21 protein-coding genes and 1 pseudogene are annotated in these 22,259 nt (G+C 41.2%); 10 read left to right on the forward strand and 12 right to left on the reverse strand.

Annotation, left to right across the window (positions count from 1 at the left end):
* Positions 1–438: 438 nt before the first annotated feature.
* Together NL643_RS04890 and NL643_RS04895 are read left to right on the forward strand one after the other, a co-directional pair.
* Positions 439–621, forward strand: coding sequence for a hypothetical protein (locus NL643_RS04890; RefSeq protein WP_153645775.1), 183 nt, complete (start codon positions 439–441; stop codon positions 619–621).
* Complete coding sequence (locus NL643_RS04895) at positions 602–1,606, forward strand: hypothetical protein (protein ID WP_253644014.1); 1,005 nt, start codon at positions 602–604, stop codon at positions 1,604–1,606. Before NL643_RS04890 ends, NL643_RS04895 begins: the two co-directional genes overlap by 20 nt.
* 38 nt (positions 1,607–1,644) lie before the next feature.
* Here the strand turns inward: NL643_RS04895 and NL643_RS04900 are convergent, their stop codons facing one another.
* The 8 genes from NL643_RS04900 to NL643_RS04935 all read right to left on the reverse strand — a co-directional run bounded on the left by NL643_RS04900 (position 1,645) and on the right by NL643_RS04935 (position 6,985).
* On the reverse strand, positions 1,645–2,133 hold the full coding sequence (locus NL643_RS04900) for a hypothetical protein (protein WP_253644015.1): 489 nt from the start codon (positions 2,131–2,133) through the stop codon (positions 1,645–1,647).
* Positions 2,134–2,575: 442 nt separating this feature from the next.
* A complete protein-coding gene (locus NL643_RS04905) occupies positions 2,576–3,211 on the reverse strand; it encodes a hypothetical protein (protein WP_253644016.1) in 636 nt (211 codons plus the stop codon).
* Between the two features lie 12 nt (positions 3,212–3,223).
* Entirely contained in the window at positions 3,224–4,261 is a 1,038-nt protein-coding gene (locus NL643_RS04910) for a hypothetical protein (protein ID WP_253644017.1), read from the reverse strand.
* A gap of 150 nt (positions 4,262–4,411) precedes the next feature.
* Positions 4,412–4,969 (reverse strand): recombinase family protein, encoded by a 558-nt coding sequence (locus NL643_RS04915; protein WP_253644018.1) that lies wholly within the window; start codon positions 4,967–4,969, stop codon positions 4,412–4,414.
* Between the two features lie 162 nt (positions 4,970–5,131).
* Positions 5,132–5,365, reverse strand: a complete 234-nt coding sequence (locus NL643_RS04920; protein WP_253644019.1) for a hypothetical protein — start codon at positions 5,363–5,365, stop codon at positions 5,132–5,134.
* Positions 5,358–5,648 (reverse strand): hypothetical protein, encoded by a 291-nt coding sequence (locus NL643_RS04925; protein WP_253644020.1) that lies wholly within the window; start codon positions 5,646–5,648, stop codon positions 5,358–5,360. Before NL643_RS04925 ends, NL643_RS04920 begins: the two co-directional genes overlap by 8 nt.
* A complete protein-coding gene (locus NL643_RS04930; RefSeq protein WP_045629513.1) occupies positions 5,641–5,943 on the reverse strand; it encodes a hypothetical protein in 303 nt (100 codons plus the stop codon). The genes NL643_RS04925 and NL643_RS04930 overlap by 8 nt, the downstream gene beginning before the upstream one ends.
* 106 nt (positions 5,944–6,049) lie before the next feature.
* Positions 6,050–6,985: a hypothetical protein gene (locus tag NL643_RS04935; protein WP_253644021.1), complete on the reverse strand. Its 936-nt coding sequence runs from the start codon at positions 6,983–6,985 to the stop codon at positions 6,050–6,052.
* A 98-nt stretch (positions 6,986–7,083) separates the two neighbouring features.
* Here NL643_RS04935 and NL643_RS04940 point away from each other — a divergent pair, with 98 nt between their 5' ends.
* Positions 7,084–7,314, forward strand: coding sequence for a helix-turn-helix domain-containing protein (locus NL643_RS04940; RefSeq protein ID WP_025818071.1), 231 nt, complete (start codon positions 7,084–7,086; stop codon positions 7,312–7,314).
* A 60-nt stretch (positions 7,315–7,374) separates the two neighbouring features.
* On the opposite strand, the gene NL643_RS04945 is transcribed toward NL643_RS04940, so the two are convergent.
* A complete protein-coding gene (locus NL643_RS04945) occupies positions 7,375–8,964 on the reverse strand; it encodes a recombinase family protein (RefSeq protein WP_253644022.1) in 1,590 nt (529 codons plus the stop codon).
* 34 nt (positions 8,965–8,998) lie between these two features.
* Here NL643_RS04945 and NL643_RS04950 point away from each other — a divergent pair.
* A pseudogene (locus NL643_RS04950) lies at positions 8,999–9,268 on the forward strand (carboxypeptidase M32); the annotation flags it as partial.
* Between the two features lie 70 nt (positions 9,269–9,338).
* On the opposite strand, the gene NL643_RS04955 reads toward NL643_RS04950, so the two are convergent.
* A complete protein-coding gene (locus NL643_RS04955; RefSeq protein ID WP_041853039.1) occupies positions 9,339–10,289 on the reverse strand; it encodes an LpxL/LpxP family Kdo(2)-lipid IV(A) lauroyl/palmitoleoyl acyltransferase in 951 nt (316 codons plus the stop codon).
* A gap of 696 nt (positions 10,290–10,985) precedes the next feature.
* On the opposite strand from NL643_RS04955, the gene NL643_RS04960 reads away from it, so the two are divergent.
* Positions 10,986–12,413, forward strand: coding sequence for an APC family permease (locus tag NL643_RS04960; RefSeq protein WP_145532189.1), 1,428 nt, complete (start codon positions 10,986–10,988; stop codon positions 12,411–12,413).
* A 74-nt stretch (positions 12,414–12,487) separates the two neighbouring features.
* On the opposite strand, the gene NL643_RS04965 is transcribed toward NL643_RS04960, so the two are convergent.
* Both NL643_RS04965 and NL643_RS04970 read right to left on the reverse strand, forming a co-directional pair.
* Positions 12,488–12,844: a multidrug efflux SMR transporter gene (locus tag NL643_RS04965; RefSeq protein WP_276574079.1), complete on the reverse strand. Its 357-nt coding sequence runs from the start codon at positions 12,842–12,844 to the stop codon at positions 12,488–12,490.
* Positions 12,845–12,996: 152 nt separating this feature from the next.
* A complete protein-coding gene (locus tag NL643_RS04970) occupies positions 12,997–13,383 on the reverse strand; it encodes a hypothetical protein (RefSeq protein ID WP_012841885.1) in 387 nt (128 codons plus the stop codon).
* 340 nt (positions 13,384–13,723) lie between these two features.
* On the opposite strand from NL643_RS04970, the gene metA reads away from it, so the two are divergent.
* The 5 genes from metA (at position 13,724) to NL643_RS04995 (ending at position 22,252) form a co-directional block, all read left to right on the forward strand.
* Positions 13,724–14,665: a homoserine O-succinyltransferase gene (gene metA, locus NL643_RS04975; RefSeq protein WP_006741610.1), complete on the forward strand. Its 942-nt coding sequence runs from the start codon at positions 13,724–13,726 to the stop codon at positions 14,663–14,665.
* A 178-nt stretch (positions 14,666–14,843) separates the two neighbouring features.
* The gene (gene pilW / locus NL643_RS04980) at positions 14,844–15,569 is read left to right on the forward strand and encodes a type IV pilus biogenesis/stability protein PilW (RefSeq protein ID WP_053807335.1); all 726 of its coding nucleotides are present in this window, start codon (positions 14,844–14,846) and stop codon (positions 15,567–15,569) included.
* Positions 15,570–15,838: 269 nt separating this feature from the next.
* Positions 15,839–16,768, forward strand: coding sequence for a phosphate/phosphite/phosphonate ABC transporter substrate-binding protein (locus tag NL643_RS04985; RefSeq protein ID WP_065646792.1), 930 nt, complete (start codon positions 15,839–15,841; stop codon positions 16,766–16,768).
* Positions 16,768–18,927: a GGDEF domain-containing phosphodiesterase gene (locus NL643_RS04990; RefSeq protein ID WP_253644023.1), complete on the forward strand. Its 2,160-nt coding sequence runs from the start codon at positions 16,768–16,770 to the stop codon at positions 18,925–18,927. The genes NL643_RS04985 and NL643_RS04990 overlap by 1 nt, the downstream gene beginning before the upstream one ends.
* Positions 18,928–19,072: 145 nt before the next feature.
* Positions 19,073–22,252 carry a response regulator gene (locus NL643_RS04995; protein ID WP_253644024.1) on the forward strand — a complete coding sequence of 1,060 codons (3,180 nt, stop codon included), beginning with the start codon at positions 19,073–19,075 and terminating at the stop codon, positions 22,250–22,252.
* Positions 22,253–22,259 lie beyond the last annotated feature (7 nt).

The following is a 22,259-nucleotide window of genomic DNA, read 5'->3' on the forward strand; positions in this document are numbered from 1 at the left end:
CAAATCATAACCTATTGTTTTTACTCGATCATACCTTTTGAAACGTACGCGAAATTGTACTTGAAGTGTACGTCAAAACGTACGTGAGATTTAGTCAAAGTGTACGTCAAAACGTACGCGAGATTTAGTCAAAGTGTACGTCAAAACGTACGCGAAGTTATAACCCACTCCTCTTCCTCACCTTGTCTATTTGAAAATAATTTCAACTTTTTTACTAAAACCACATCGTTCATCGATTTCATCGATATAAATAGAATTGTAAGAACACAAAAAAGAGAGAAATTGAAAAGATGAGAATCAGAAAGCCACGTAGAACCCCAGAACAAAAGCGAGTCATTTACGACTTGTACTTGAACAGCGAGTTGACCATCGATGAGATAAGCAAGCAATACAAAATATCAACATCGACTATCTACAAAATCGTGAGAGAAATAGAAAATGAGAGATAAGGCATACTTAAAAGTCAGTATTCCAATTGCTATAGCTGAAGCACTACAAGAACTACCTGAATACAACAACAAATCAATTACCCGAATCATTGCAGACTTAACTGACACCAAACTATCTAACACAAATTCCAAAGAGAATAGAGAGAAGAAAAATGAACCAATCATTAACTAAAAAAGCAACACTATTCACCAATAACAACTTGATTCAAGTTCGTTTGCAAGAACAAACAGGTCAACGCGCATACAAAGACTTGGTCAAACGTGTAACTTTGAAGAAAACCGATAAGTTGAATGTCCGTACATTGATTGAGTACGACCGCAAAGATAAACAGCTTGATTCAAAGCATGATCAACTGTCTAAGAAGATTTCCCGTAAACTACACAGCACTTCCGATTTATATACGGCAGCTATTGGCAATTACTTTATTGCTCTTGACGCGACTACCGCCCAAGTACTATTTGCCGATATCAATACTCATGAAATTGAAATAGCTTGTGTTACATGTGTTGATAAAAACAAAATAGGTGAAGTTCATAACGGTGACGCGAAAAACGTACACGGCAAACTAAAAGAGACTTCAACTCTTTTAATCAATGATGAACTCAGTTTCGACGCAATTGTCCAGAATGCTTGCGATACATTTAGTCGTTCAAAAGACGAAATACTATCGATTATTAAAAATAACAACGAGGGACAAGAAGTGCTTGAGTCGAAACCAAAACGTATCCCTGTTAAGGCTAGTCTAACTTTGAACTGGCAAGTAGAAGAAATTGAACTACTCGTCGAAGAGAATGAGATTGAAGATTTATTCGAGAAAGAGCCAGAAGTAGACCAACAAAAAATCGATAAAATGATCAGTTCATTAGCGATTAACTACAACCGTGACCTATTGAAAGCTATCAAGCCTCTAATCGAACCCGAGCATGTCGAATACCTTGAAGACATAATTAAGCTACTTGATAAAGGCATGAGACTGCTGCCAGATAGATTCACTATTGAAAAGATCATTCAGTTCTACCCGTCGATGTTCTGCAATGAAAACTTTCAACAAACCGAAAACATTATCACCGAAGAAGAATACCGCTTAGCCAGTGCTGCCCTAGCTGAGAAAAATTGGTCTGAAGAGGAAGCGCAATTTGAAATGCTTGAAGAATAAAAAAGCCCCGAGTTCGGGGCTAGTTTATTCATTTTTTACTACAGAGCATTTAGTTCCTTTTCTCTGAAGTAATCTAGTGCTTGTTTAAAGTTAGTAGCTGGAATTGATATATCTAGTATCGAATACGGCGTCTGTAGATTCAACACGACTGGAGTATTTGACTTTACCAATCGTTGCACAATGAAATCAGCACCTCTTTTTGTCTTTGCGCCAATAACGACTCGTTTATCATTGCTGCATACTGAGATCATGTTGACCCATGTTTGCCCTATTTGTGCTTTATTAACATCATACACTTCTGGCGTGGGACATTCTTGATATGTATTCAAAATGACTGATGGGTAGCCTTCGACCTCTCGAATTGATGTCATTACCATTCCACCAGGTAACTGTGGTGCTTGCGACACAGCCATCGGACTACCGTAGAGCAACGCCCAACCTTCTTCCATGTTTTGATTTTTATTATATAAATCTGCATTAACTGAAAATGCAGATAAGCATAGTAAGTAGGTTAGTAATCTTTTCATCAATTCCTCTATATTAATTTCACCACTGGACATTTGAGCTATCAGCGGCAGATTTAAGTTTGCGACTCTTTGAAAGCTCTAAACGAACTTCATCTAAATCAGGCTGTACTACGTCTTTTAGTTCATCTTCACTTAGTTCAATGTCACACCAGATCCTGCTATCTTCATGAGCTTTCCTAAATGACTCTTCAGCAAGTGCTGAATCATCAAAATACGAATACCATTCAACATAGTTTGAAAGTATGTCGTCAGCATTAACTTGACCGTAAGTATGAACCCCTGAGCCGTAATCTAAACCAACATCATCAGAATGTTTCTTGAAGTTATCAAAAGCGTGTACATCAAAACTATGTTTTAGTTTATTGACATACCGCTTCTTAACTTGATTTAGATTTCTAACCAGTAGACGAACTAGCTTTTCGTCATTAACGTAGTGCCCATTTCACTTTATTGAACGAACAGAAGTCTTTAAAGCCTCGACATCTTGAATTACTTTATTATCGGTACGCTTAATATCGACATGCTTCTGTGGCAGTTTTTCTCCACCGTCGATCATAGCCTGAGTAAAGTACTTTCGAGTAACTTTAACAGTCTTAGCGGGTTCGTCATACTTACCACTAACTTTGATTTCTTCTTCAGGAACATCTGCATACCACAACGTACAATGGTCATTAATATTACCGTCGAATAACAACGAATTCCACGGTTCTACGAGAAACGACCTAGGGCTTGAGCTTTTCCGTTCGTATTGGACACCATCTTTGATATACAAGAATGAAACGTGCTCTTGAGTTTTACGTTTACTTTTGGTTTTGTCCTTCTCTAGCTCTACTTTTTCTTCAGCAATTTCGAAGCCGAAACGCTTAGCCAAGTCTTGCGGTGTTATATTTAACCTATCGTACGTTTTTTTGAATTCATCTAACGCTGCTCCTTTCATTGAAAGTTGAAGTTTCGCGATTGCTTTGTCACGATTTCTCTGTGCTTTCTCTGCGTTTTCTTTTTCTTTAAGTAATACGTTGAGTTGTTCTTCTAAATCTAGATCTTTAGTTTCAGACACTTCATTCAATTGTTCTGTCATTTTCTATTCCTTTTAAACTGCTTCAGTTGCTAAGTAGTAGGTGTGTGTATCGTTCCTAAACTGTGATAAACCAGCTACGTGTATGCTTACAGAATAATCATCTTTAGGTAGTACTTTGAATCTATCAAAATGAATAATTGCTTCAACGACACGCTTTGAATCAAATCGGTCAAGTGGAATTTTGAATGCGTGCTTCTTCGAACCTGAATTGTCACACGCTGAGATGTAAAGAGTTTCGGACTCTGATTCAGAATAAAATCGAATATGCTCTAGACCAAGAGTTTTACAAGCTTTAACGACTTGTTCGATGACTTCATAATCAATAGAAAAGTTAATAAAATCTTCAGGAACAACCTCAATCGGCTTTGTCGGCTCTTTAGGTTCAACTGGCTTCACAAGTCGTTTAGGTTCTACCGGAGCTACTGGTTTAGTATCTACTGAAGCTTTGATCTCTACATTTTCATTCAATGACTCAACTAAGCTGTCTAACTCAGCATCGATTTCTGTTTCTTCGATTGATTCTTGACGCTCTCTATGTGCGTTAAGCTCCTTGATATAGACTATTTGCTTTTCTCGATATGCTTCATACTGCTCTTCATATGCCACTTTATCAATGTCGTATTGAGCCTTTTTAACTTTATATTGCTCTAAATCGATTAGATATTGGCTATGTACTTCTTCGTATCGTGCCAACGCGTCAGCGTGAGATTGCGGATCTACAGACGGAAAGTTCAACTTTTCAGGAGCTTCAGTGACGAATTCTTGATTCGCATATTGATAAACCAGCTCTATTCCTTCTTTGTTCGTAATCAGTACGTGTGTATCTTCGAAAGTAAGTTCTGCATCATGAACCAGCTTGATCGATTTCAAAAACTCTTCTACATGATATACACCGAATGTACGTGGAAACTCATCTTCGATATCAATATACGCGATAACCTTGTTAAGGTTATCTTGCGATCTAAGTTGTTTTCCTTCGTGCAAAATAAGCCCGTCATTAATTTTACCCAAGCTTTTGATTGCGTTTAACGTTGATTGCTTTAGTTTCATTTTTACTACTCAATGAATGAAAACTAACAACATACCGAATCAGTACAAAATCATTGACGACAGACTTCTCATTTTTCTTTAACGTAGATACAAAAATAGCGGCATTGTTGCCGCTATCACACTATGTACAATGTCTTAAGGCTCATCGCCTTACTTGTTCTTTAAATGACGGTATAGAGTTGCTACACCAATACCAACCGCTTTTGCTGCTTTCTCTTTGCTTAACCCTGCTTCGACATAACTCAAAGCCTCTTCACATTTCCTTGAAGTCTCTGGAGAAGCAACACGACCACGATATTTCCCGTCACTCTTCGCACGCTCAATACCAATACGCTGCTTATCAAGAATTTCGTCTCGTTGCATTTCTGCTACCGCTGCTAATGTCGTTAGGACTAGCTTACCCGTCGATGATGTCACATCTAAGCCCCCTAAATCATCTACGTACACGTTGACTTCTCGCTTCTTCATGCATTCGATGAACTCAAGCACTTCAACTGTATTACGACCTAGACGACTTACCGAAAGTACTACGACGCTATCACCTGACTTCAGGTTGCTTTTTAATTTATTAAACTCTGGTCGATCAAGTGACTTACCGCTTGCTTGTTCTTTAATTATTTTTGCATCGGCATGAGTACGCTGAAGATATGCCGCTTGTTGGTCAACGTTCTGGTCTGTAGTCGATGTTCTGGCATAGATGTATTTCATTGTGTACTCACTTTACTATCATTTAAGTATTCATATGATAATTCTATCTTTTGAGTTTTAAAACCTTTAAATGATAGAGTCCTATCGTAATACTCTATGGCTATACTCTATTGATAGACAACAACCAATAAAAAGCCCCCGTATTTCTACGAGGGCTTAGTTTTAATCTGCAAGCAGTCTTTCAAGTGACTCTATTCGCTCACCATTGTGTTTAGTCGTTGCCTTTACAAGATCAATATCATCAAGAATGATATCTGTTCTTTCCAGCACCATTTCTTGTTGTGTCGCTAAGGTATCAAGTGTTGAATGCAGCTCACCATAGTTGTTTGAAAACGAAATGTTCGAAATCGCTAAAGGCATAACAATGACTAACAACCCAGCTAGTATCTTATTCATTTAAACCTCCGAGCTGTTCAAGCACCTCTCTTCGTTTACGTTCACGCTTTGATTGCTCAAGCAACGCTTTTTCTTGCGAAGCCAAACGCGTTTGCTCATGTTGTTTCATCTTTTCTCGAATGGCGTTAAGTCGTTGATCTGCCGCTTCTTGATATTCTTGGTCTTTTAACTGCTCGCGGCGATATTCATCTAAAGAGCCAACTTCTCGTAATAGCTGTGTATGTGTTAGCTCACAATGATTTAACTCAGAGTCTTGCTGTACTTTCTTAACTGGCTTAAGCATTGTGTGACTCCATGATGGCTTCAAGTTCGTGTCTTGCCAGTGTCTTTAAATAGGCTGCCGACACTAGGTCTTCTTCGTCAATTGACTGCTTTAACAATCTGTCTTTATGTTTAAGGTGGTGTTGAATCAACATCAAAAGCACTTGACGCTGAGTCACCGCACCGTAATCGCCATTCAAAGCGTTCTTAGTTAGTTCTTCTTCGTCAAGTGTTGAATCGATGATTAGTTTCTTTGCCGATGTGCGTTTAGACTTGCGACCAGCTTCGGAAGCTGTTTGTGAGTTGAATAATGCCATTGTTCCGTTATCCCGTTATTTTTAACCGTTTATTGTTTTATTTATGGGTTAACGAGATACGAAAAAGGGAGCAATCTGCTCCCTTCAAATAAACATCATTAGACTATTAGTTGTTTGCTACCGAATCAGCAGCGTTTCGAAAAGCCGCACACATATTTGAGAACTCTAAGTAGCTATGTTCCCACATACCTCTAGCTGCAATTAACCCTACGCGGCGTTGTTTTTTATAGACTGAGCTGTCCCAATAATGCTTACCAGTCACTTTCGAGTGAATGTCATTTTTTGCATATGATTCTGATTCATTTATCAATCTCTTCGCTCTTCGATCATTTGGCAAAAAGTAAGTGCCTTTTTCCATGCAGACTTCAATCATACCAATAGCTTGAGCCGTATCAGTTAATTCTTGAACGTGCCAACTAGCTAATTTCTCTTGTTTTTGTCCTTGAATAACTGCGTTATATCTTTCTGCTAATACCTCTTCTTTCATCTCTTTCAGTTTGGGGTAAACTGTTCGCGCAAAGCCTGTACCGTATGCTGGTTTTTGATCAGGACCTTCTGCTATTAAGCTAATAAGTCCTTTCTTGCGAGAAGTATCTTTAACCATAAATTCAACTGTCGCTGAACACTCCGACACATCAAACTCATCACTAGTTACGTAACCATGAACTGTTGTAGCCGAACTTTTTTCGACGCTTTCTGCTTTAGTTATCGTTAACGTTCCTTTTTGAGTATTGAGACCGTTGTTACGCTCTCCACAATCCAATATCTGTGTGAGTGGAAATTCAAATGATAACGGTTCTGACAACTTAAACCCTTTACTCATTTGAGACCATTTATTTCCATCTGGGAATTTGTTGATATCCCAATTGACTTTTATATCAACCGTGTCTCTATATCGAAGTAAGTTCGTTTCTTCTGTGCGAGTCATTTCGCCAGAGTAAGATTCTGATTGTGCAGTAGATTGACTCCCCGTTGACTGACAACCTGCCAATACAGCCACCGATAGCGCACTGACTACTCCTAGTTTTACTTTTTTGCTCATAACATCCTCAAAATAAAAGCACATTGCACCCATGCAGGTGCAGAGATGGCAAATTTACATGAGAAGCTACTTTCATTTACACCTCGACCAATAGAACCATGAGCCAAGTCACGGAAAAGAAGAATATTATCGGTCTAAGAGTGCGCGATTGCCGTTTATCCAAGGGATGGTCTCAAGCAGATCTTGAGCGTGAATGTAGCTTACACGGTATAGATATGACGCGTAGCAAGCTTGCCAAAATTGAAAGCGGCATGATTCGTGTGACTGACGAGATGATCAGGGATTTGTGTGTCGTGTTAGGCACCGATGCCAATTCGCTGTTTGAGTAGCCCTATTCAAAACTAAAAAGGGAAGCTTTTCGCTTCCCTCTCAAATCATCAATGAACATACTAAGCCAGTAGCGGTTTTAGCCTTCTGTTGACTGCCATACCATTATCAACAAACTGTACTGCTCCATTCTTACTGACTTTGAATTCAAACTGCTCATCAGTGACAAATGTAATCGAAACAACTGGTTCAGATTTTAAATCATGACCCCGTAACTTAATCACAATACTCTTACAAATGCTGTTGATTAGCGTTCTACATTTCAATCTAGCTTCTTTATCATTAGCTCGTGCTTTATCAGCCAGTTCCACCAGCTTATTAACCCATTTCTGAACATCACTTTGATTAACATCTGGCTTCTGTGAGTCGCGTTCTTTAATCAGCTTTTGTTTTTCCAACTTCAGTTTGTCGTGAGCATCTTTGAACAATTCCCAAGGAGCGCCTGCTGTAACCTGTTCAACGATATGTTTAACTTTGTTGTCTATTTCATCGATTAAAGCAGAGTAGTTAACATTGTTGACTGTAGGAACTAAAGATTGAGGTTCAACACCGATACATGCTGCAAACAATACCGCACTTTCTATTGGCTCTAAGAACACAGACGAACAACAAGAGCTTGTTTCTTTATGAGTTAAACAATGCAGTCGTGTAACTGTTTTACTGTACTCACCAGAACGCTTGTATTGCTTTTGTGTTTGAGCACCTAACCCACCTCCGCAGTAACCACAAGTTGTAAAACCTTTGCCATGACCAGTAATCAAATGAACAACTTCACCTCGACCATGCATTGTTTTACTTCGCTTTGATCTGTGCTGTTGTAACGCTAACCACTTTGATTTTGTAATCAACGCGGGATAGAAATCTTCAAGATCGTAGTCAACACCTTGAACGTTGATTCGCTTCATTCCATATAGAGCATGAGACTTAACGATGTTTGCAACTGTAGTCTGTCCCCAAGCATTACGCTTGCCTGATAACGTCGGTATGCTCTCTTCTGTTAGTTGTCTAGCTATCTTGAGAGAACCTATTCCTTGATTGTACAAACTCAGTATTCGACGAATCACTTCTACCCGTTCGTTAAACGAATAAGTGTCATCTTCTTTGTTGAAATCAAGCCAACTAGGGTCAGCCCCAAGTCGTCGAATCTTCCCATTCGTTTGATATTGATTCAAAGCACTCTTTAAGAAAGCGTTAGAGCGACGCTGTTTAGTTTCAGATTCTTCATTCGCTCTAATCATTACCACAAGGGACATGATTAACTTGAATGGGTTTTGTTGAATCTCTTCCCGAGAATAGACTTGATTGTCTGCGGCTGTGACGACTGTTATACCAGACAGTATTAAATCGGTGAGCGCAGCTTGAGCAATCAACGGGTCTTCACGGCTTAAACGGTCTAATGACTCAACGACAAGCACAGAACCAGACGGAACTTTGCCTGCCGTTACCGCTGATAAGAATTGACCGAACGCGCCTTTAGTCTTATGCACGCCGTGAAACGCACTAAGCCCTTTGTCCATCATGGTTAAGCTCTTATCAAGCTCTAGCCCATGTTCAAGTGCGTATTGTTCGGCATATTGAGATTGCCGATCTATACTGCTGCCCTTGGCTTGCTCTGGGCGGCTAAACCGCATATAGCTATAAACTTTTTTCATTGTTACACCATAACATAGAATGTAAGTTATCACTATACATTAGACAGATGGAAGTTTTGGATATTTCCCGTCTTACACTCTCGGTGCGATGTACGCAGCCCAGTTCATGGCCGCAATGAAGCAAACAGTAGATGTGGACGCGGTTATTCGCTCTGGCGATCTGACGTCGATATTCGATTGGCTGTCGAAGAACATCTGGAGTAAAGGCAGCTTATTAACAACAGATGATCTCGTAAGAGAAGCAACGGGTGAAACACTAAATGCTAAGCACTTCCAAGCGCACCTAAAAGGCCGCTACTTGTAAATAGAAAAAGAATAGAACGTAAAAGCCCAAGGTTCGTATGTTCCTTGGGCTTTTTTAAGCTCTTTCTATGCTATGCCAAGCTAGGGATAAGTCTGGGCTTGTACAAACAATCCTCGCCTTCAGGTCTGGTTTTAAACCGACGGTGAAGCCACATATATTGGCTCGGACTTGCCATGATTGACGTTTCAACTATCTTATTCACGAAAACTGCCGCACCTTGAGGATCTTCTTTCGGGAAACCGTCGACTGGCGCACTAATCGTCAAGGTATAGTGTCCGTCCTTTCCTCTTACCATCGTAAAAGGCACGATGGCACAATCTGTCGAATCAACCAGCAGACTTGTACCTGTCGTCGTGCAAGCATTTTTAACGGCAAATAATGGCGCAAACGTTGAGCGTCGGTTTCCATAATCATGATCCGGTGCATACCAGACCCGCTCACCCGTTCTAAGCGCTTCAAGCATGGCTTTAACGTTCTTGCGATCAATAAGCGTACGATTAGAGCGAGAACGCCCCTTGTATTGAAAGTAATCAAAACACGGATTGTTGTTTGGGCGATAAACACCAGTGCCAGACTTTTTAATGCCAAAAGCACGAGCACCTAACTCTAAGTTCATCGAGTGTACGGCCAACATTAATGCCCCTTTGCCTGATTTTTCTAAAGCCTCGAGGTGCTCCATTCCTTTTATCGTAACGTGTTTGTTTACCCGTTTATCAGACCAAAACCATGCCATCGCCGTCTCAAATAGCGCAATACCTGTATTGTCGATATTGTCTTTTAAAATTGCTTCGCGTTGGCATTCTTCCATCTGAGGAAAGCAAAGCTCAAGATTGCGTCTAATCGTAACTTGACGTTTTTTCATGATTCGCATGGCTAAACGGCCAATGCCACGTCCTAATGCTAACTGAACTTTGAAAGGAAGGAGACTGAGTAAGTACATCACGCTGATGATAATTAAGGTTCCCCAGTAACGAGGCAAAAGAAATTCAGCCTTGAATTCAGGCTTTTGGTATTTATTCATGTGAGTATTGTCAGATGTGCCCATCTATAAGTGATAAAAACAATGATAATGGACTGCACTTTTATCATTGATAGCGCTAATAACATAAATTAAAGCGCGCGGATTCTATGGTTCTTCGACACACTACACAATAAGAACTTTGCAGAAATATGTAGGGGGATGAAAAAGCAGCAAAGATGAATCACCACGTTAACATCGATTGGAGTGATTAATCTACCGCACTTTCATAAAGTTTGGACAAACATAACTTTGTGTTTTCAATGCGCTAGATAATGGTGTTTTTTTAACCCCATAATGCAGCTATCATGAAAATAACAATAAACATGATAACCATTACCCTGAACAAGTAAGACAACTTTCCGGTGCCACCTTTTGGCGCTTGGTTACAGCATCCCATTGTGTTTCTCCATCGTTTCATTTCGATATGGCGTTAATGTACTCCTTGACCTTAGGGGAAAGTCAAACCTTTACCTAAAGGTTCTAATTTATCGCTATAAGTGTTTATTTATCCGACATATCACTCGTTTATATCCCATGGAAATAAAGCGCATTGTTTTCAGCTCATTTTCGGATAAATACATACCGTTTTTCGCTATATACCCACTATTTATGAGGAATCTACAATACGCGAGTCTTACTCGTAGCACGCTACTTTTACAACCTAGAAGCTGTGCGCTCATCCATTAAAGGTATCGAATGAGCAATATCGTTAAATCCGCCGTTAAATTGAGTGTTTTCTCTATCATCATGATTACCGTAACTTCGGTCGACAGCATAAGGAACATTCCTGGGGCGGCTTTGTTTGGTAGCCATGCCATTTCTTTCTTCTTACTTGCTGGACTTTGTTTTTTTGTCCCTACAGCGCTAGTGTGTGCTGAGCTAAGTACCACTTATCCAGAGCAAGGTGGTGTATATCTTTGGGGCAAAGAAACACTAGGACCAAACTTTGGCTTTGCCACCGTGTGGTATCAATACGCTGAAAATATTGTTTACTATCCACCTTTAATTTCATTCATTGTTGCAACGGGAGCCTACCCTTTTTTCCCAGATCTGGCGCAAAACAACATGTTTATGTTGTTGATGATTAATGTGATTTTTTGGGCGTTAACTTTAGTTAATATCTTTGGCTTGCGCCTCTCTTCCCTGATTACAAATGTATTCGGCACCCTAGGTTTGATATTTCCGATTCTATTGATTATCGGATTAGGCGGGTACTGGGCGTATACCCACTCTGGTGAGTCTCATATCTCGCTTCGCCACGTATCTGACTGGTTGCCGGACCTTTCTCAAGATGGGATCGGAGCGGGTTTTACTGCGGTAGTTCTTTCACTGACAGGCCTTGAAATCACGACCTCTTATGCAAGCGAAGTCGAAAATCCGCAAAAAGCCTATCCCAAAGCTCTGCTGATCTCCACAATCTTAATCTTGGTTTCTCTGACGGCGTGCTCACTGTCTATTTCTTCGGTCGTCTCAAGTGACCATTCTAGTTTGAGTGAAGGAGTGATACTTGCCTTCAAAGCTTTTTTTGATGATCTGCACCTCTCATTCCTGCTGCCTGTCATTGCCCTTGCTATTGTTTTTGGCACGCTTGCAAGCCTGAATAACTGGATAATCGCCCCAACTAAAAGTCTGCATGTTGCCGCAAAAGATAGTTTCATGCCGATGTCGCTCGCCAAAGAAAACCGCAACCAAGCCCCCGTCTCATTGTTGCTCTTGCAAGGCACGATTGTTAGCGTGCTCTCTTTGGTTTTCATTTTTGTTCCTAACGTCAATCAAGGCATGTGGTTATTGAATATCCTGATGACTCAGCTCTATATGGTGATGTACATCTGTATTTTTGTTAGCTTTTTGGTCTCACGCTACAAACACGCAGATATTGAGCGCCCATTTCGAGTTTCGGGCGGAAAAATAGGAATGTGTTTAGTGGCTGGGTTAGGCTTGATGAGTTGCTTGGTGACGATTGTTGTATCTTTTGACGTGCCAGCAGGAATTAGCGCAAAAACTGGTGCATATGCACTGATATTAGGATTTATCACATTTAGCCTCCCAGCGTTCGCCGCCGTGATGTATCGCAATCGAAAACATCGTCAACAAAGCAAAATGCTTGAGGTACTAGTAAGTTAACTATTGGATTGACATTAAAAAGCCGCAGCAATTTCTCGCTACGGCTTTTTATTTAGCATCACAAGTTGTGTTAGTTATCCGTGTCCTACAGTCCTGGATAACAGGTTAACAATCATCACACCAGTGAGGATAAACCCAATGCCAACAAGCGCCGGCAAATCTAGCCGCTGTCCATAAACAAAGTAGCCAACCGTCGCAACTAAAACAATACCCGCCCCACTCCATATGGCGTAAACAACCCCAACAGGCATCGTTTTTACCGTGACGGAAAGCAAGAAGAAAGCAATGCCGTAACCAATCAGAACGACTGTACTCGGCATCATTTTCGTAAATTGCTCTGTTTTGGGAATATAGGAAGTGGCAATCACTTCACATACAATCGCGATCGACAGCGCCAACATTGGCGGCATAGAGACAAGCATTTTGAACATAAGGCATTAACGCTCAACAGAAATGTAACCGACAACACGTCCGGATAATTAGGTCGCGCATTATACCCAACTCATCTCTCGATGGAATACCTCTTACTCAAGCAGCTTCAAAATGCAGGATTCACAGCGTGATCACTTGAATATAGAGACATTCACACGCCATCGCTTTCACTCACTTCTTGATGAGTAAGCGACAGGCCTGCTTTTTGGTGCTGCCGAGCAATTTCAAAGTAGATGTGCATATCAATTGGCTCTGGTGTATTGAGTAGCATCTTGCCCACTTCTCGTTGAAAGTGACCATAATTACCTAACTCATCCGTCAGCCCTAGCTGCTCGTAAGAAGCTTCATTGGCAAACATTCCATAGGCATACTGATAATGACTTAGATCCTTGCTCTTATCATGACCAAGCTCTTGAAGGGCTTGATCAATTTCTTTCGGCGTATAAGTATCTTTATCGCCAAACAAGCGCAATAGTACGCTAGGAACCTCTTGAGCGATGCTCTGAATTTTTGTCTTTCTTTTAAAAATACCGAACATAATGTCCTCCACTGACGATGTTTCCAAATACACACTTTAATGCATATTGGTGAGCTGATTGTTTTTAGTATGGCTCATTAATCTGAGACTTCCTTACAACGAAGTCACTTTCGCATATTAACGTGATCACATAATTACCAGCAAATAGTACGACCAGCGTTTCAAACATATCTCATCAGAAACTCCGCTCTAGTCACAATTGTGTGACAGCTTCGAGCTCGGTTTACCATAATGTAAAGAGTAGATTGAAAAGTCATATTTCGTATCGACATCTAAACTTAATTAAGTTAGCTTTAGAAGTATAGACGTCTAGATTGACTATGCTTAGGGAGAGAAAGTCGTGCCAATTAGAATTCCAGATCAATTACCAGCCACCGATGTGCTAAGGACAGAGAACATCTTCGTAATGAGTGAAACGCGTGCTGCGAGTCAGGAAATACGTCCTTTACGAGTGCTGATCCTGAATCTGATGCCAAAAAAAATAGAAACTGAAACTCAGTTTTTGCGTCTACTCTCAAACAGCCCATTACAAGTCAATGTCGAGTTATTGCGCATTGATAACCGCCCAAGCAAAAATACGCCAACCGAACATTTGGATACTTTTTATCGTCAATTTGAAATGGTGAGAGATAAAAATTTCGATGGCATGATCATTACTGGTGCCCCACTAGGTTTGGTTCAATTTGAAGATGTCATTTATTGGGACCACCTAAAAACAATCATGGAATGGGCAAAAGATCATGTGACATCGACTCTTTATGTCTGCTGGGCAGCACAAGCAGGGCTGAAGTTGCTCTACGATCTACCTAAAAAAACGCGTAAAGAGAAACTTTCAGGCGTGTACCATCACCAGATTCATCATCAATTCCATCCTATGTTACGTGGGTTTGATGACACATTTTTAGCGCCTCATTCACGCTATGCCGACTTTTCACCTCACTTTTTAGAAGAACATACCGACTTAGACATCCTAGCCACATCGGATGTTGCAGGTGTTTATTTAGCTACAACAAAAGACAAGAGAAATGTGTTTGTTACTGGGCATCCTGAATACGATTCGCATACCTTACATAACGAATATATCCGCGATTTAAGCGAAGGCATGGAACCAGCCATTCCCGTCAACTACTATCCAAACAACAATCCTGATAATCCACCAATTGCCAGTTGGAGAAGTCATGGACATCTCCTCTTTTTAAACTGGCTGAACTACTGCGTTTACCAGCAAACACCTTATGATCTTGATCACTTCAGTGAAGACGCTTTTACTAAAGACGATTAACCTCAAAGCACGCAAACAAAGCGCTTATGATGCCTAAATGTAATATGTGAACCAAGCCGCCATATGGCGGCTTTTTCATACCAGTTTGCAAACCTGATCGCATAGTGTTTTTTCCTCAATAGGCTTTTGCTACGTAATTCATATCATGCTGGGAGATTCAGGGATGTAGGGACAAAGAATGAAAACAACAAAGCTCGGTGCACTACTATTAATCTCTCAGTTTGCACTTGTGGGCTGCGTGACGGTGAAAGAAGATGGTAGCCCTGTCGTTAAAGCCGATCCTGTAGCAATGGCAGAATCACGTATCGCACTTGGCCTAGGTTATTTAGAAGGCGGCAATATGATTCGCGCGCATGATAACTTGCAACAAGCCTTAACCCACGCACCTCAATACTATCGTGCTCAGTTATCGATGGCTCACTACTATGAAACGGTTGGTGAAGATGCTAAAGCCGAGCAAATGTATAAACGCTCTCTACGCCAACACACCAAAAACGGTAACGTGCTCAATAACTACGGCACCTTTCTTTGCAAGCGGGGTGACTTCGAGAAAGCCGATCAAATGTTTAATCGAGCCATTGAGCAACCTTATTACTATCTCATTCCGGCCAGTTATGAAAACGCCGCATTTTGCGCGTTGAAGTCACAAGATAAAGACAAAGCGAAATACTACTTCGCCCGAGCTATTGATCATGACCCTCATAGGCCAAAATCTATTTTGCAGCTAGCCAAGCTAGAAATTGATAGCGGCAATTACACTGAAGCCAGAATTCGATTAATGAGATTTAATCAAATGTATGGCGTTAAGAAACCCTCTTTACAGCTCATGATTCAACTTGAACGTGCAGCAGGTAATGAAGCACTCGAGAAAAAATATCAAAAGCAATTGGAGAGGTTTTCTTAACACGACATCATGATAAAGAAGGTGTACTCGCTCACAGACACTACTGAACTTGACTAAGAATCCAGTGAATTAAAACCCACGGTGAAACATTCATCCTGTACATAAACTTCAAATTCGGTACTATTTGAACGGAATAAGTGACCAAGTCACGTTATAAAAGTGCGCTAGTAAAACGAAATTTGTACATCATACTGTTTCTACTATTGATTTGGGGCGCATTGATAAATGCTAAATATTACTGACATGCACCAGAAGGAAGTTGAAGCCGGATGAAACCTGCCTGCACTCTGTTATCACTCACTTTGCTGAGTTCGCCTTTTGTCGTCAGTGCACAAGAAAATATTGAAAAAACATTCACGTTTGGCATTGTTTCCAATAAAGCTCAAAGCAAAATCAAAAAGTCGACGCCTTTCACGCAGTACGTGACCAATGGTTTGGCTGAATACGGATACACCAAGGGTGCTGTAAAAGTATTTAAAAATTATCGCCAGCTCGCGGTGGCACTTGAAAATGGCACCGTTCAAATTGCAACAGCCACCCCCTTCAATGCAATGACCCTCGAGGCAGAGTCTGGTAGCCAAGCCATTGCCATACGCTGGAAAAAAGGTTTACAAAAATATCATACGGTATTCTTTACCCACAAAGAGAGTGGTATCGAGTCGATTTCTGACCTGCGCGGAAAAACACTTGTTTTTGAAAAGCGTACATCCACCAGCAGCTATTACTTACCCGCTATTACACTGCTTAATCAAGGGGAGAAATTAGAATACCTCCCCTCCTCCGATGACAAACCAGCCAAAGACAGTATTGGATATTTATTCCTTGACGAGCACTTGGCTCAATCGAATGAAATCAACCTTTCAGTATGGGTGTATAAGCAGAGAGTCGCAGCAGGAGCGTTCAGCAATTTCAATTGGAGCAACCCTAAAGATCTTCCAGAAAGCATGAAAGGCAAACTAACGATTTTCGCTCGCTCGGTAGAAATACCTAGAGACTTAATTCTCGCCTCTCCGACCTTAAGCCAAGATCAGCAACATAAAATCACGTCAATATTGCTCGGTATGGAGGCATCTCAGCAAGGTGCCCTAGCACTTAAACAGTTCCAAAACACGAAAAAGATCACCGCTCTAACGCCAGAAATGTCCGCGTCCTTAAATACCGTTCGAACATCTATTCACTTGTTACCGAAGGTGGATTGATGTTCCACAAACTCTCACTCGAAACTAAATACATTTGCTCGACCATTTTTGTTGTCCTGTTTGTCGTAGTGATAAACCTCGCACTATATATGCATGGTTACGATACGTACTCAAATAACTTAACCCGCCAAATCACCGAGAACTCACAAGAAAAAACAGAGTCTTACGTCAAGCAAAAAGGATTGGTTTACGCAGAGTTATTATCAAAGCAACTTTTTGACCCACTCTATACGGATAATATCAGCCAAGCATACGAGCAGATTAAAGCAACATTAAGCCAACCAGATGTCTCGAAGATACACGTTGTTGATAATGAAGGGCTAATCTTTCACGACGGTACGACTCAGCTGAGTATGTTTGCCCAGCCTCATTACCGTTCTCGCTTTATTTTAAAAGCAATAGAAGAGTCTAGAATTCTCATTTCTTTTTCTAAGCATCAATTAGAAATTGCGGCACCGATTCAGCAATCGAATATCACACTGGGCGCAGTGTATCTTGAACTCAACCTAGCACATCTATTAGAAGAGAAAGAACAAAACATTGCGCAAGTACAAGCGCTTACCTCAAACGATAAGCAAAAAATGTTTAACTTGCTGCTCACGATCAGTGCGATATCCGTTCTGCTCGGAAGTGCCATCGCGTATGCTTTGGGTCGCTCATTAATAAAACCACTCAAACAACTTAAAGAACAATTTACAGAGTCAAATACTCAAGCACTGCCAATCACTGATATAAAAAGTAAAGATGAAGTGGGTGATCTTATTTCGGCGTATAACAAAATGTCGAACAAAGTGAACCGATACACAAGCCGGGTGGAGTTCATGGCGTATCACGACATTCTTACCTCCCTGCCTAACCGAGAAAAGTTGCTCATTGATATCCAAAAGCAAATAACGAACCGCAAATCACCCTCACTCGCGGTTGTTTTTATTGATCTGGATGACTTTAAACATATTAACGATAACTACGGGCATAGCATCGGAGATAAATTGCTAGGTCATCTCGCCTCAGAACTTCAAGGTCGTTTGCCGAGTTACTTCCAGCCTCTTTACCGTCTTTCAACCATCGTAAGCCGAGTCGGCGCTGACGAATTTGTGCTGGTCTTTCCATGCAAAGACAGTCTCGACGCTAGAGAAAAAGCGGACGATATTCATCGCCAACTGCTTTCTCCTTTTAACTTGGAAGATAACGATATTCAAATTACGGCAAGCCTTGGAGTCGCGGTGTATCCGGAATTTGGCTCAAACGCAGAGTCTCTTTTACAACTCTCCTCACTGGCGGCGCAAGAATCTAAACGACGCGGCAAAGATATCATGACGATATACGATTCCACGTTTGATGAGACCGTGAAACAGCGCTTATACATAGAAAAAGAACTGCGCCGCTCAATACGTGATTTATCTCAGTTCGAGCTTTGGTATCAACCCCAGTTCGACCTCAACACCTACCAGTTGATTGGTGTCGAAGCATTGGTTAGGTGGAATCATCCGGAGAAGGGTTATATCAGCCCAGAATTATTTATCCCGATTGCAGAACAAAGTGACTTAATTTTAGAGCTTGGTGAATACCTCATCGAGACAGCAATTAGACAGCGAGCACAATGGGCGGATCATTTCGCTGCTGATTTTCATATCGCATTAAATTTGTCTCCTAGGCAGATCTACCGCCAAGATTTAAGTCAGCTCTTTTCGAAATATTTACAACAATATCAAGTCCCCCCTCAAACCATTCATGTTGAAGTGACAGAGTCTCTGTTTATTGATGATATTGAGAAAGCGCAGTACGTGCTCAAAAAATTACAAGCTAACGGCGTAGAAGTGTGGCTAGATGATTTTGGAACTGGGTACTCAGCCCTCGCCTACCTACAACAAATGTCGTTTGATGGACTTAAAATTGACCGTTCATTTATCGCTCAAATCCAAAAAAATGAACAAGATGATTCATTAATCCGTGCGATTATATCCATGGCTCATAACCTAAGAATGAGAGTGGTAGCTGAAGGCATAGAAACCCAGACCCAACTAACAAGAATGGAATCACTTCACTGCGACGTTGTTCAAGGCTTTTTCTTGGGTAGACCGGTGCCGGCAGAAGAAATCATAGAGTTTGAGCAACAACGTCAAGCAATAGATGATTCAACCGCCAGCAACTACGCTTAACTGAATAATTTATCGCGTTCATTGAATTAAAGGGGATTCGTTCTGCAATATTGGTCACACTTCGCCATCTCACAAGTATGAATTTCCTCTTAAAATCTAACATTTGAGATAGGTAAACTACACTTTTCATATCAACTCTTTGGATATGGAAACGCGTGTGGTCGGGATATTTGCTTGGAACAACCTGTCTGTGAAGCAGAAACTTTTTGGATTGGTCCTACTACCAATCTTATTGTTATTGCTTCTGGCGGGCAAACATGTACAAAACCTCTCTATCCAAGCTCAAGAACTTCAAAAAGCACAACTCTTCTCCCAATATATAGATCGTGTTTCCTCACTGTATTATTTGACGAGCGAGCCAAGAGTCGCGAATAACGCTCAAGAAACCCGCCAGCTCGTTCAAACTTTACAAGATACGGCTTCGCCTGTTTTTGGTGACAATGCCGATATATTAAATCAGCTCACGAATTTCGAAGAAGCAACACTGTCAATGCTCTCGTCCAATAATGCAGAAGATAAGTTAGATGCTGCTGAGTGGCGTGCCGACACATTCAAAGAGATTCTTTTGAGTTTGGATAGAGTCTATTTCAGCCATGTAAGTTATGAAACCAACACTCACCTCTCCTCATTGATGCAGCTTGAGTGGTTAATGTTTTGGTCAACAGAAGAGCATAGACTCAGCAAATACTTAGTGGAATCCACAGAACAGGGGCAGATTTACGATCCAGCTATCCAAGCCAGTATTCAATCATTAATCCAGAACCAACAACTGCTGTTCGAACGTTTTGTCACACTTAATGCGAATAAGCAGCAAGTCCATCTTCTCATCGAAACCTTTACCGATAATGTGTTTGTTAAAAGCCAAGCATTTCGAGCCAATTTGTTGCAGCCATCAAACCTTAGCGTGTTGACCCCCGCTCAAATAGATGACGGGTTGTCTGCGCTTTATAAACGCTTAAGTTTATTACGCAACGTTGATGACCAGATGGAACGACAACTTATTGAGGATATAACCAAGACGATCAGTGAAACAACACAGCACCGCATTGGCTTCATTGCGCTAATGAGCCTCGTGACATTGCTGGTTGTGAGTTTGACACTGAGGTTAGTGCGTAAGGTCACTGGCAACTTGAATTTAGTCCTCGAATTCCTAAGTCGAGACACTTACGAAGAGGACAACAATGAAAACTCACCACTGACAGAGTTGACCAAAGGGAAAGATGAGCTCAGTAAGTTTGCTAAAGAGGTAAAAAAACTGAGTTACGAACGTGAGCAGTCAAGACAAAAGTTAACTCAAGCCAAAGAAGATGCTGAAAAGGCGAAAGATGATGCCATCGAGGCAAGCAAAGCCAAAAGTAGCTTTCTGGCGAATATGTCTCATGAGATTCGAACCCCGTTAAACGGCGTTATTGGCATTTCAGAAGTTTTGTCAGACACGCCGCTAACGGCGACACAGCGTGATTATGTCGACACGATAGAAACCTCCTCGCAATTACTGTTGAGCCTAATAAATGACGTTCTGGACTTCTCTAAAATTGAATCTGGTATGTTGCTTATCAGCCCTCATTCAACCTGTGTTCGTGAATCCATCTACGATATTGCTTCTATTATTTCCCCGAAAGCGAAAGAAAAAGGCATCGACGTTCAAGTCAGCATCAGCCGCAATACGCCCTATCACGTTATGTTGGATGATCACCGTATACGCCAAATTATCATGAACTTCATGTCCAATGCCGTAAAGTTCACCGAACAAGGTAGCGTTGAACTCTCTGTCATCACTAGAGAAATCAAAAATGGTGAAGCGAGCATCGAGTTTTCAGTCAAAGACTCAGGGATCGGTATTGATGAGCAGCAACAAAAGAAGATATTTGCTCCTTTCGCCCAAGAAGATAACTCCACCACCCGACAGTTTGGAGGGACAGGGCTCGGGCTTGCAATTAGCACGCAGCTGGTAGAGTTGATGGGCGGTGAGATTCAGCTTGAATCCGAGAAAGGCAAAGGTAGCCGATTTTTCTTCGAACTTACGGCTCCAATTGTGACTCAAGAGTTCAATGGCTATCACTCCCTTAATCACAACGATATATGGATAGTTTGCAACAACCCTACTTTGGAGCAAAAGCTGCGTGACGAGTTGAGCTTTTTCCACATCAATGTTCAGCAATCAGTAAATACACTGGATGCTCTGCCAACGTGGATTGATAACGAGCGCATCGTTGTTATCAACGTAGAAACTTCTCCAAATACCGCAGCCAAACATCTAGGTGAAATGAAAAGACTTTGCATGCAAAATGTTCGAGTTTGTCTTATTAAACACCTTCATAGTGCCCAACGTGATTTTGGTAACAGCATTAGTGCATTGGTAACTCAACCCCTCTTAGGACAGCGCTTAGTAAAAGCACTTGAAACTTGTGCTGCAAACTTCCCTCAAGCAAACCAGGAGAACACGACAACACCCAATGCTAAGACTCTCCCAAAAATCTTGGTGGTCGACGACAACACCGTTAATCAAAAAATCGCTGGATTACACGTCACAAAAGCGGGCTTCGACTTTGATATCGCCGTAAACGGAGAAGAAGCCGTAGATATGTTTCAACAGAATCAATACAGCTTAATCTTAATGGATTGCATGATGCCTGTGATGGATGGGTTTGAAGCAACCAAAATGATCCGTCAAATTGAAGCAAAAGAAAAACGGACGATCAGAATCCCAATTATCGCGCTAACAGCAAGTGTAGTCGATGATGACATTCAAAAGTGTTTTGATGTTGGAATGGATGATTATGTGCCCAAACCTTTTAAAGCGGGTTTGTTGAAAGAGAAATTAGATAAAGCCATTGGACTACGCATTTCCAATATTGTTTCTGATGAAAAGCGACTGGCAACAAACACCACTCACACTCCTGAAAAAACCTCGCATGCTGAACAATCAGAAGCGACCGTGACGCCTATTCGCTCAGAACGGATTTTGCTCGTCGAAGATAACAGAGTAAATCAAAAAGTCGCTTCGCTGCTGTTATCCAAAGCTGGTTATCAATTTGAAGTGGCCGAAAACGGACAGGTTGCGGTCGAAATGTTCCAAAAAGATGGTGGGTTCGACATCATTTTGATGGACTGCATGATGCCGATCATGGATGGGTTCGAAGCCTCGCGACAAATACGCGCCTACGAAGCAAGTAAAGGTCTTCCTAAGACTCCCATCATCGCGCTAACGGCAAGTGTTGTGGATGATGACATTCAACGCTGCTTCGATTCAGGCATGGACGCTTATGTCCCCAAGCCTGTTCGTAGAGAAAAGCTGTTGTACCAGATTGAAAATGCGATATAGGTAGCGA

It is taken from the genome of Vibrio sp. Y42_MX_L11, assembly GCF_024181785.1.
Classification (GTDB): Bacteria; Pseudomonadota; Gammaproteobacteria; order Enterobacterales; family Vibrionaceae; genus Vibrio; species Vibrio diabolicus.

Coding starts and splice junctions, on each gene's coding strand:
- NL643_RS04890 (WP_153645775.1), top strand. CDS start 439: ATGAGAGATAAGGCATACTTAAAAGTCAGTATTCCAATTGCTATAGCT.
- NL643_RS04895 (WP_253644014.1), top strand. CDS start 602: ATGAACCAATCATTAACTAAAAAAGCAACACTATTCACCAATAACAAC.
- NL643_RS04900 (WP_253644015.1), bottom strand. CDS start 2,133: ATGAAAAGATTACTAACCTACTTACTATGCTTATCTGCATTTTCAGTT.
- NL643_RS04905 (WP_253644016.1), bottom strand. CDS start 3,211: ATGACAGAACAATTGAATGAAGTGTCTGAAACTAAAGATCTAGATTTA.
- NL643_RS04910 (WP_253644017.1), bottom strand. CDS start 4,261: ATGAAACTAAAGCAATCAACGTTAAACGCAATCAAAAGCTTGGGTAAA.
- NL643_RS04915 (WP_253644018.1), bottom strand. CDS start 4,969: ATGAAATACATCTATGCCAGAACATCGACTACAGACCAGAACGTTGAC.
- NL643_RS04920 (WP_253644019.1), bottom strand. CDS start 5,365: ATGAATAAGATACTAGCTGGGTTGTTAGTCATTGTTATGCCTTTAGCG.
- NL643_RS04925 (WP_253644020.1), bottom strand. CDS start 5,648: ATGCTTAAGCCAGTTAAGAAAGTACAGCAAGACTCTGAGTTAAATCAT.
- NL643_RS04930 (WP_045629513.1), bottom strand. CDS start 5,943: ATGGCATTATTCAACTCACAAACAGCTTCCGAAGCTGGTCGCAAGTCT.
- NL643_RS04935 (WP_253644021.1), bottom strand. CDS start 6,985: ATGAGCAAAAAAGTAAAACTAGGAGTAGTCAGTGCGCTATCGGTGGCT.
- NL643_RS04940 (WP_025818071.1), top strand. CDS start 7,084: ATGAGCCAAGTCACGGAAAAGAAGAATATTATCGGTCTAAGAGTGCGC.
- NL643_RS04945 (WP_253644022.1), bottom strand. CDS start 8,964: ATGAAAAAAGTTTATAGCTATATGCGGTTTAGCCGCCCAGAGCAAGCC.
- NL643_RS04955 (WP_041853039.1), bottom strand. CDS start 10,289: ATGAATAAATACCAAAAGCCTGAATTCAAGGCTGAATTTCTTTTGCCT.
- NL643_RS04960 (WP_145532189.1), top strand. CDS start 10,986: ATGAGCAATATCGTTAAATCCGCCGTTAAATTGAGTGTTTTCTCTATC.
- NL643_RS04965 (WP_276574079.1), bottom strand. CDS start 12,844: ATGTTCAAAATGCTTGTCTCTATGCCGCCAATGTTGGCGCTGTCGATC.
- NL643_RS04970 (WP_012841885.1), bottom strand. CDS start 13,383: ATGTTCGGTATTTTTAAAAGAAAGACAAAAATTCAGAGCATCGCTCAA.
- pilW (WP_053807335.1), top strand. CDS start 14,844: ATGAAAACAACAAAGCTCGGTGCACTACTATTAATCTCTCAGTTTGCA.
- NL643_RS04985 (WP_065646792.1), top strand. CDS start 15,839: ATGAAACCTGCCTGCACTCTGTTATCACTCACTTTGCTGAGTTCGCCT.
- NL643_RS04990 (WP_253644023.1), top strand. CDS start 16,768: ATGTTCCACAAACTCTCACTCGAAACTAAATACATTTGCTCGACCATT.
- NL643_RS04995 (WP_253644024.1), top strand. CDS start 19,073: ATGGAAACGCGTGTGGTCGGGATATTTGCTTGGAACAACCTGTCTGTG.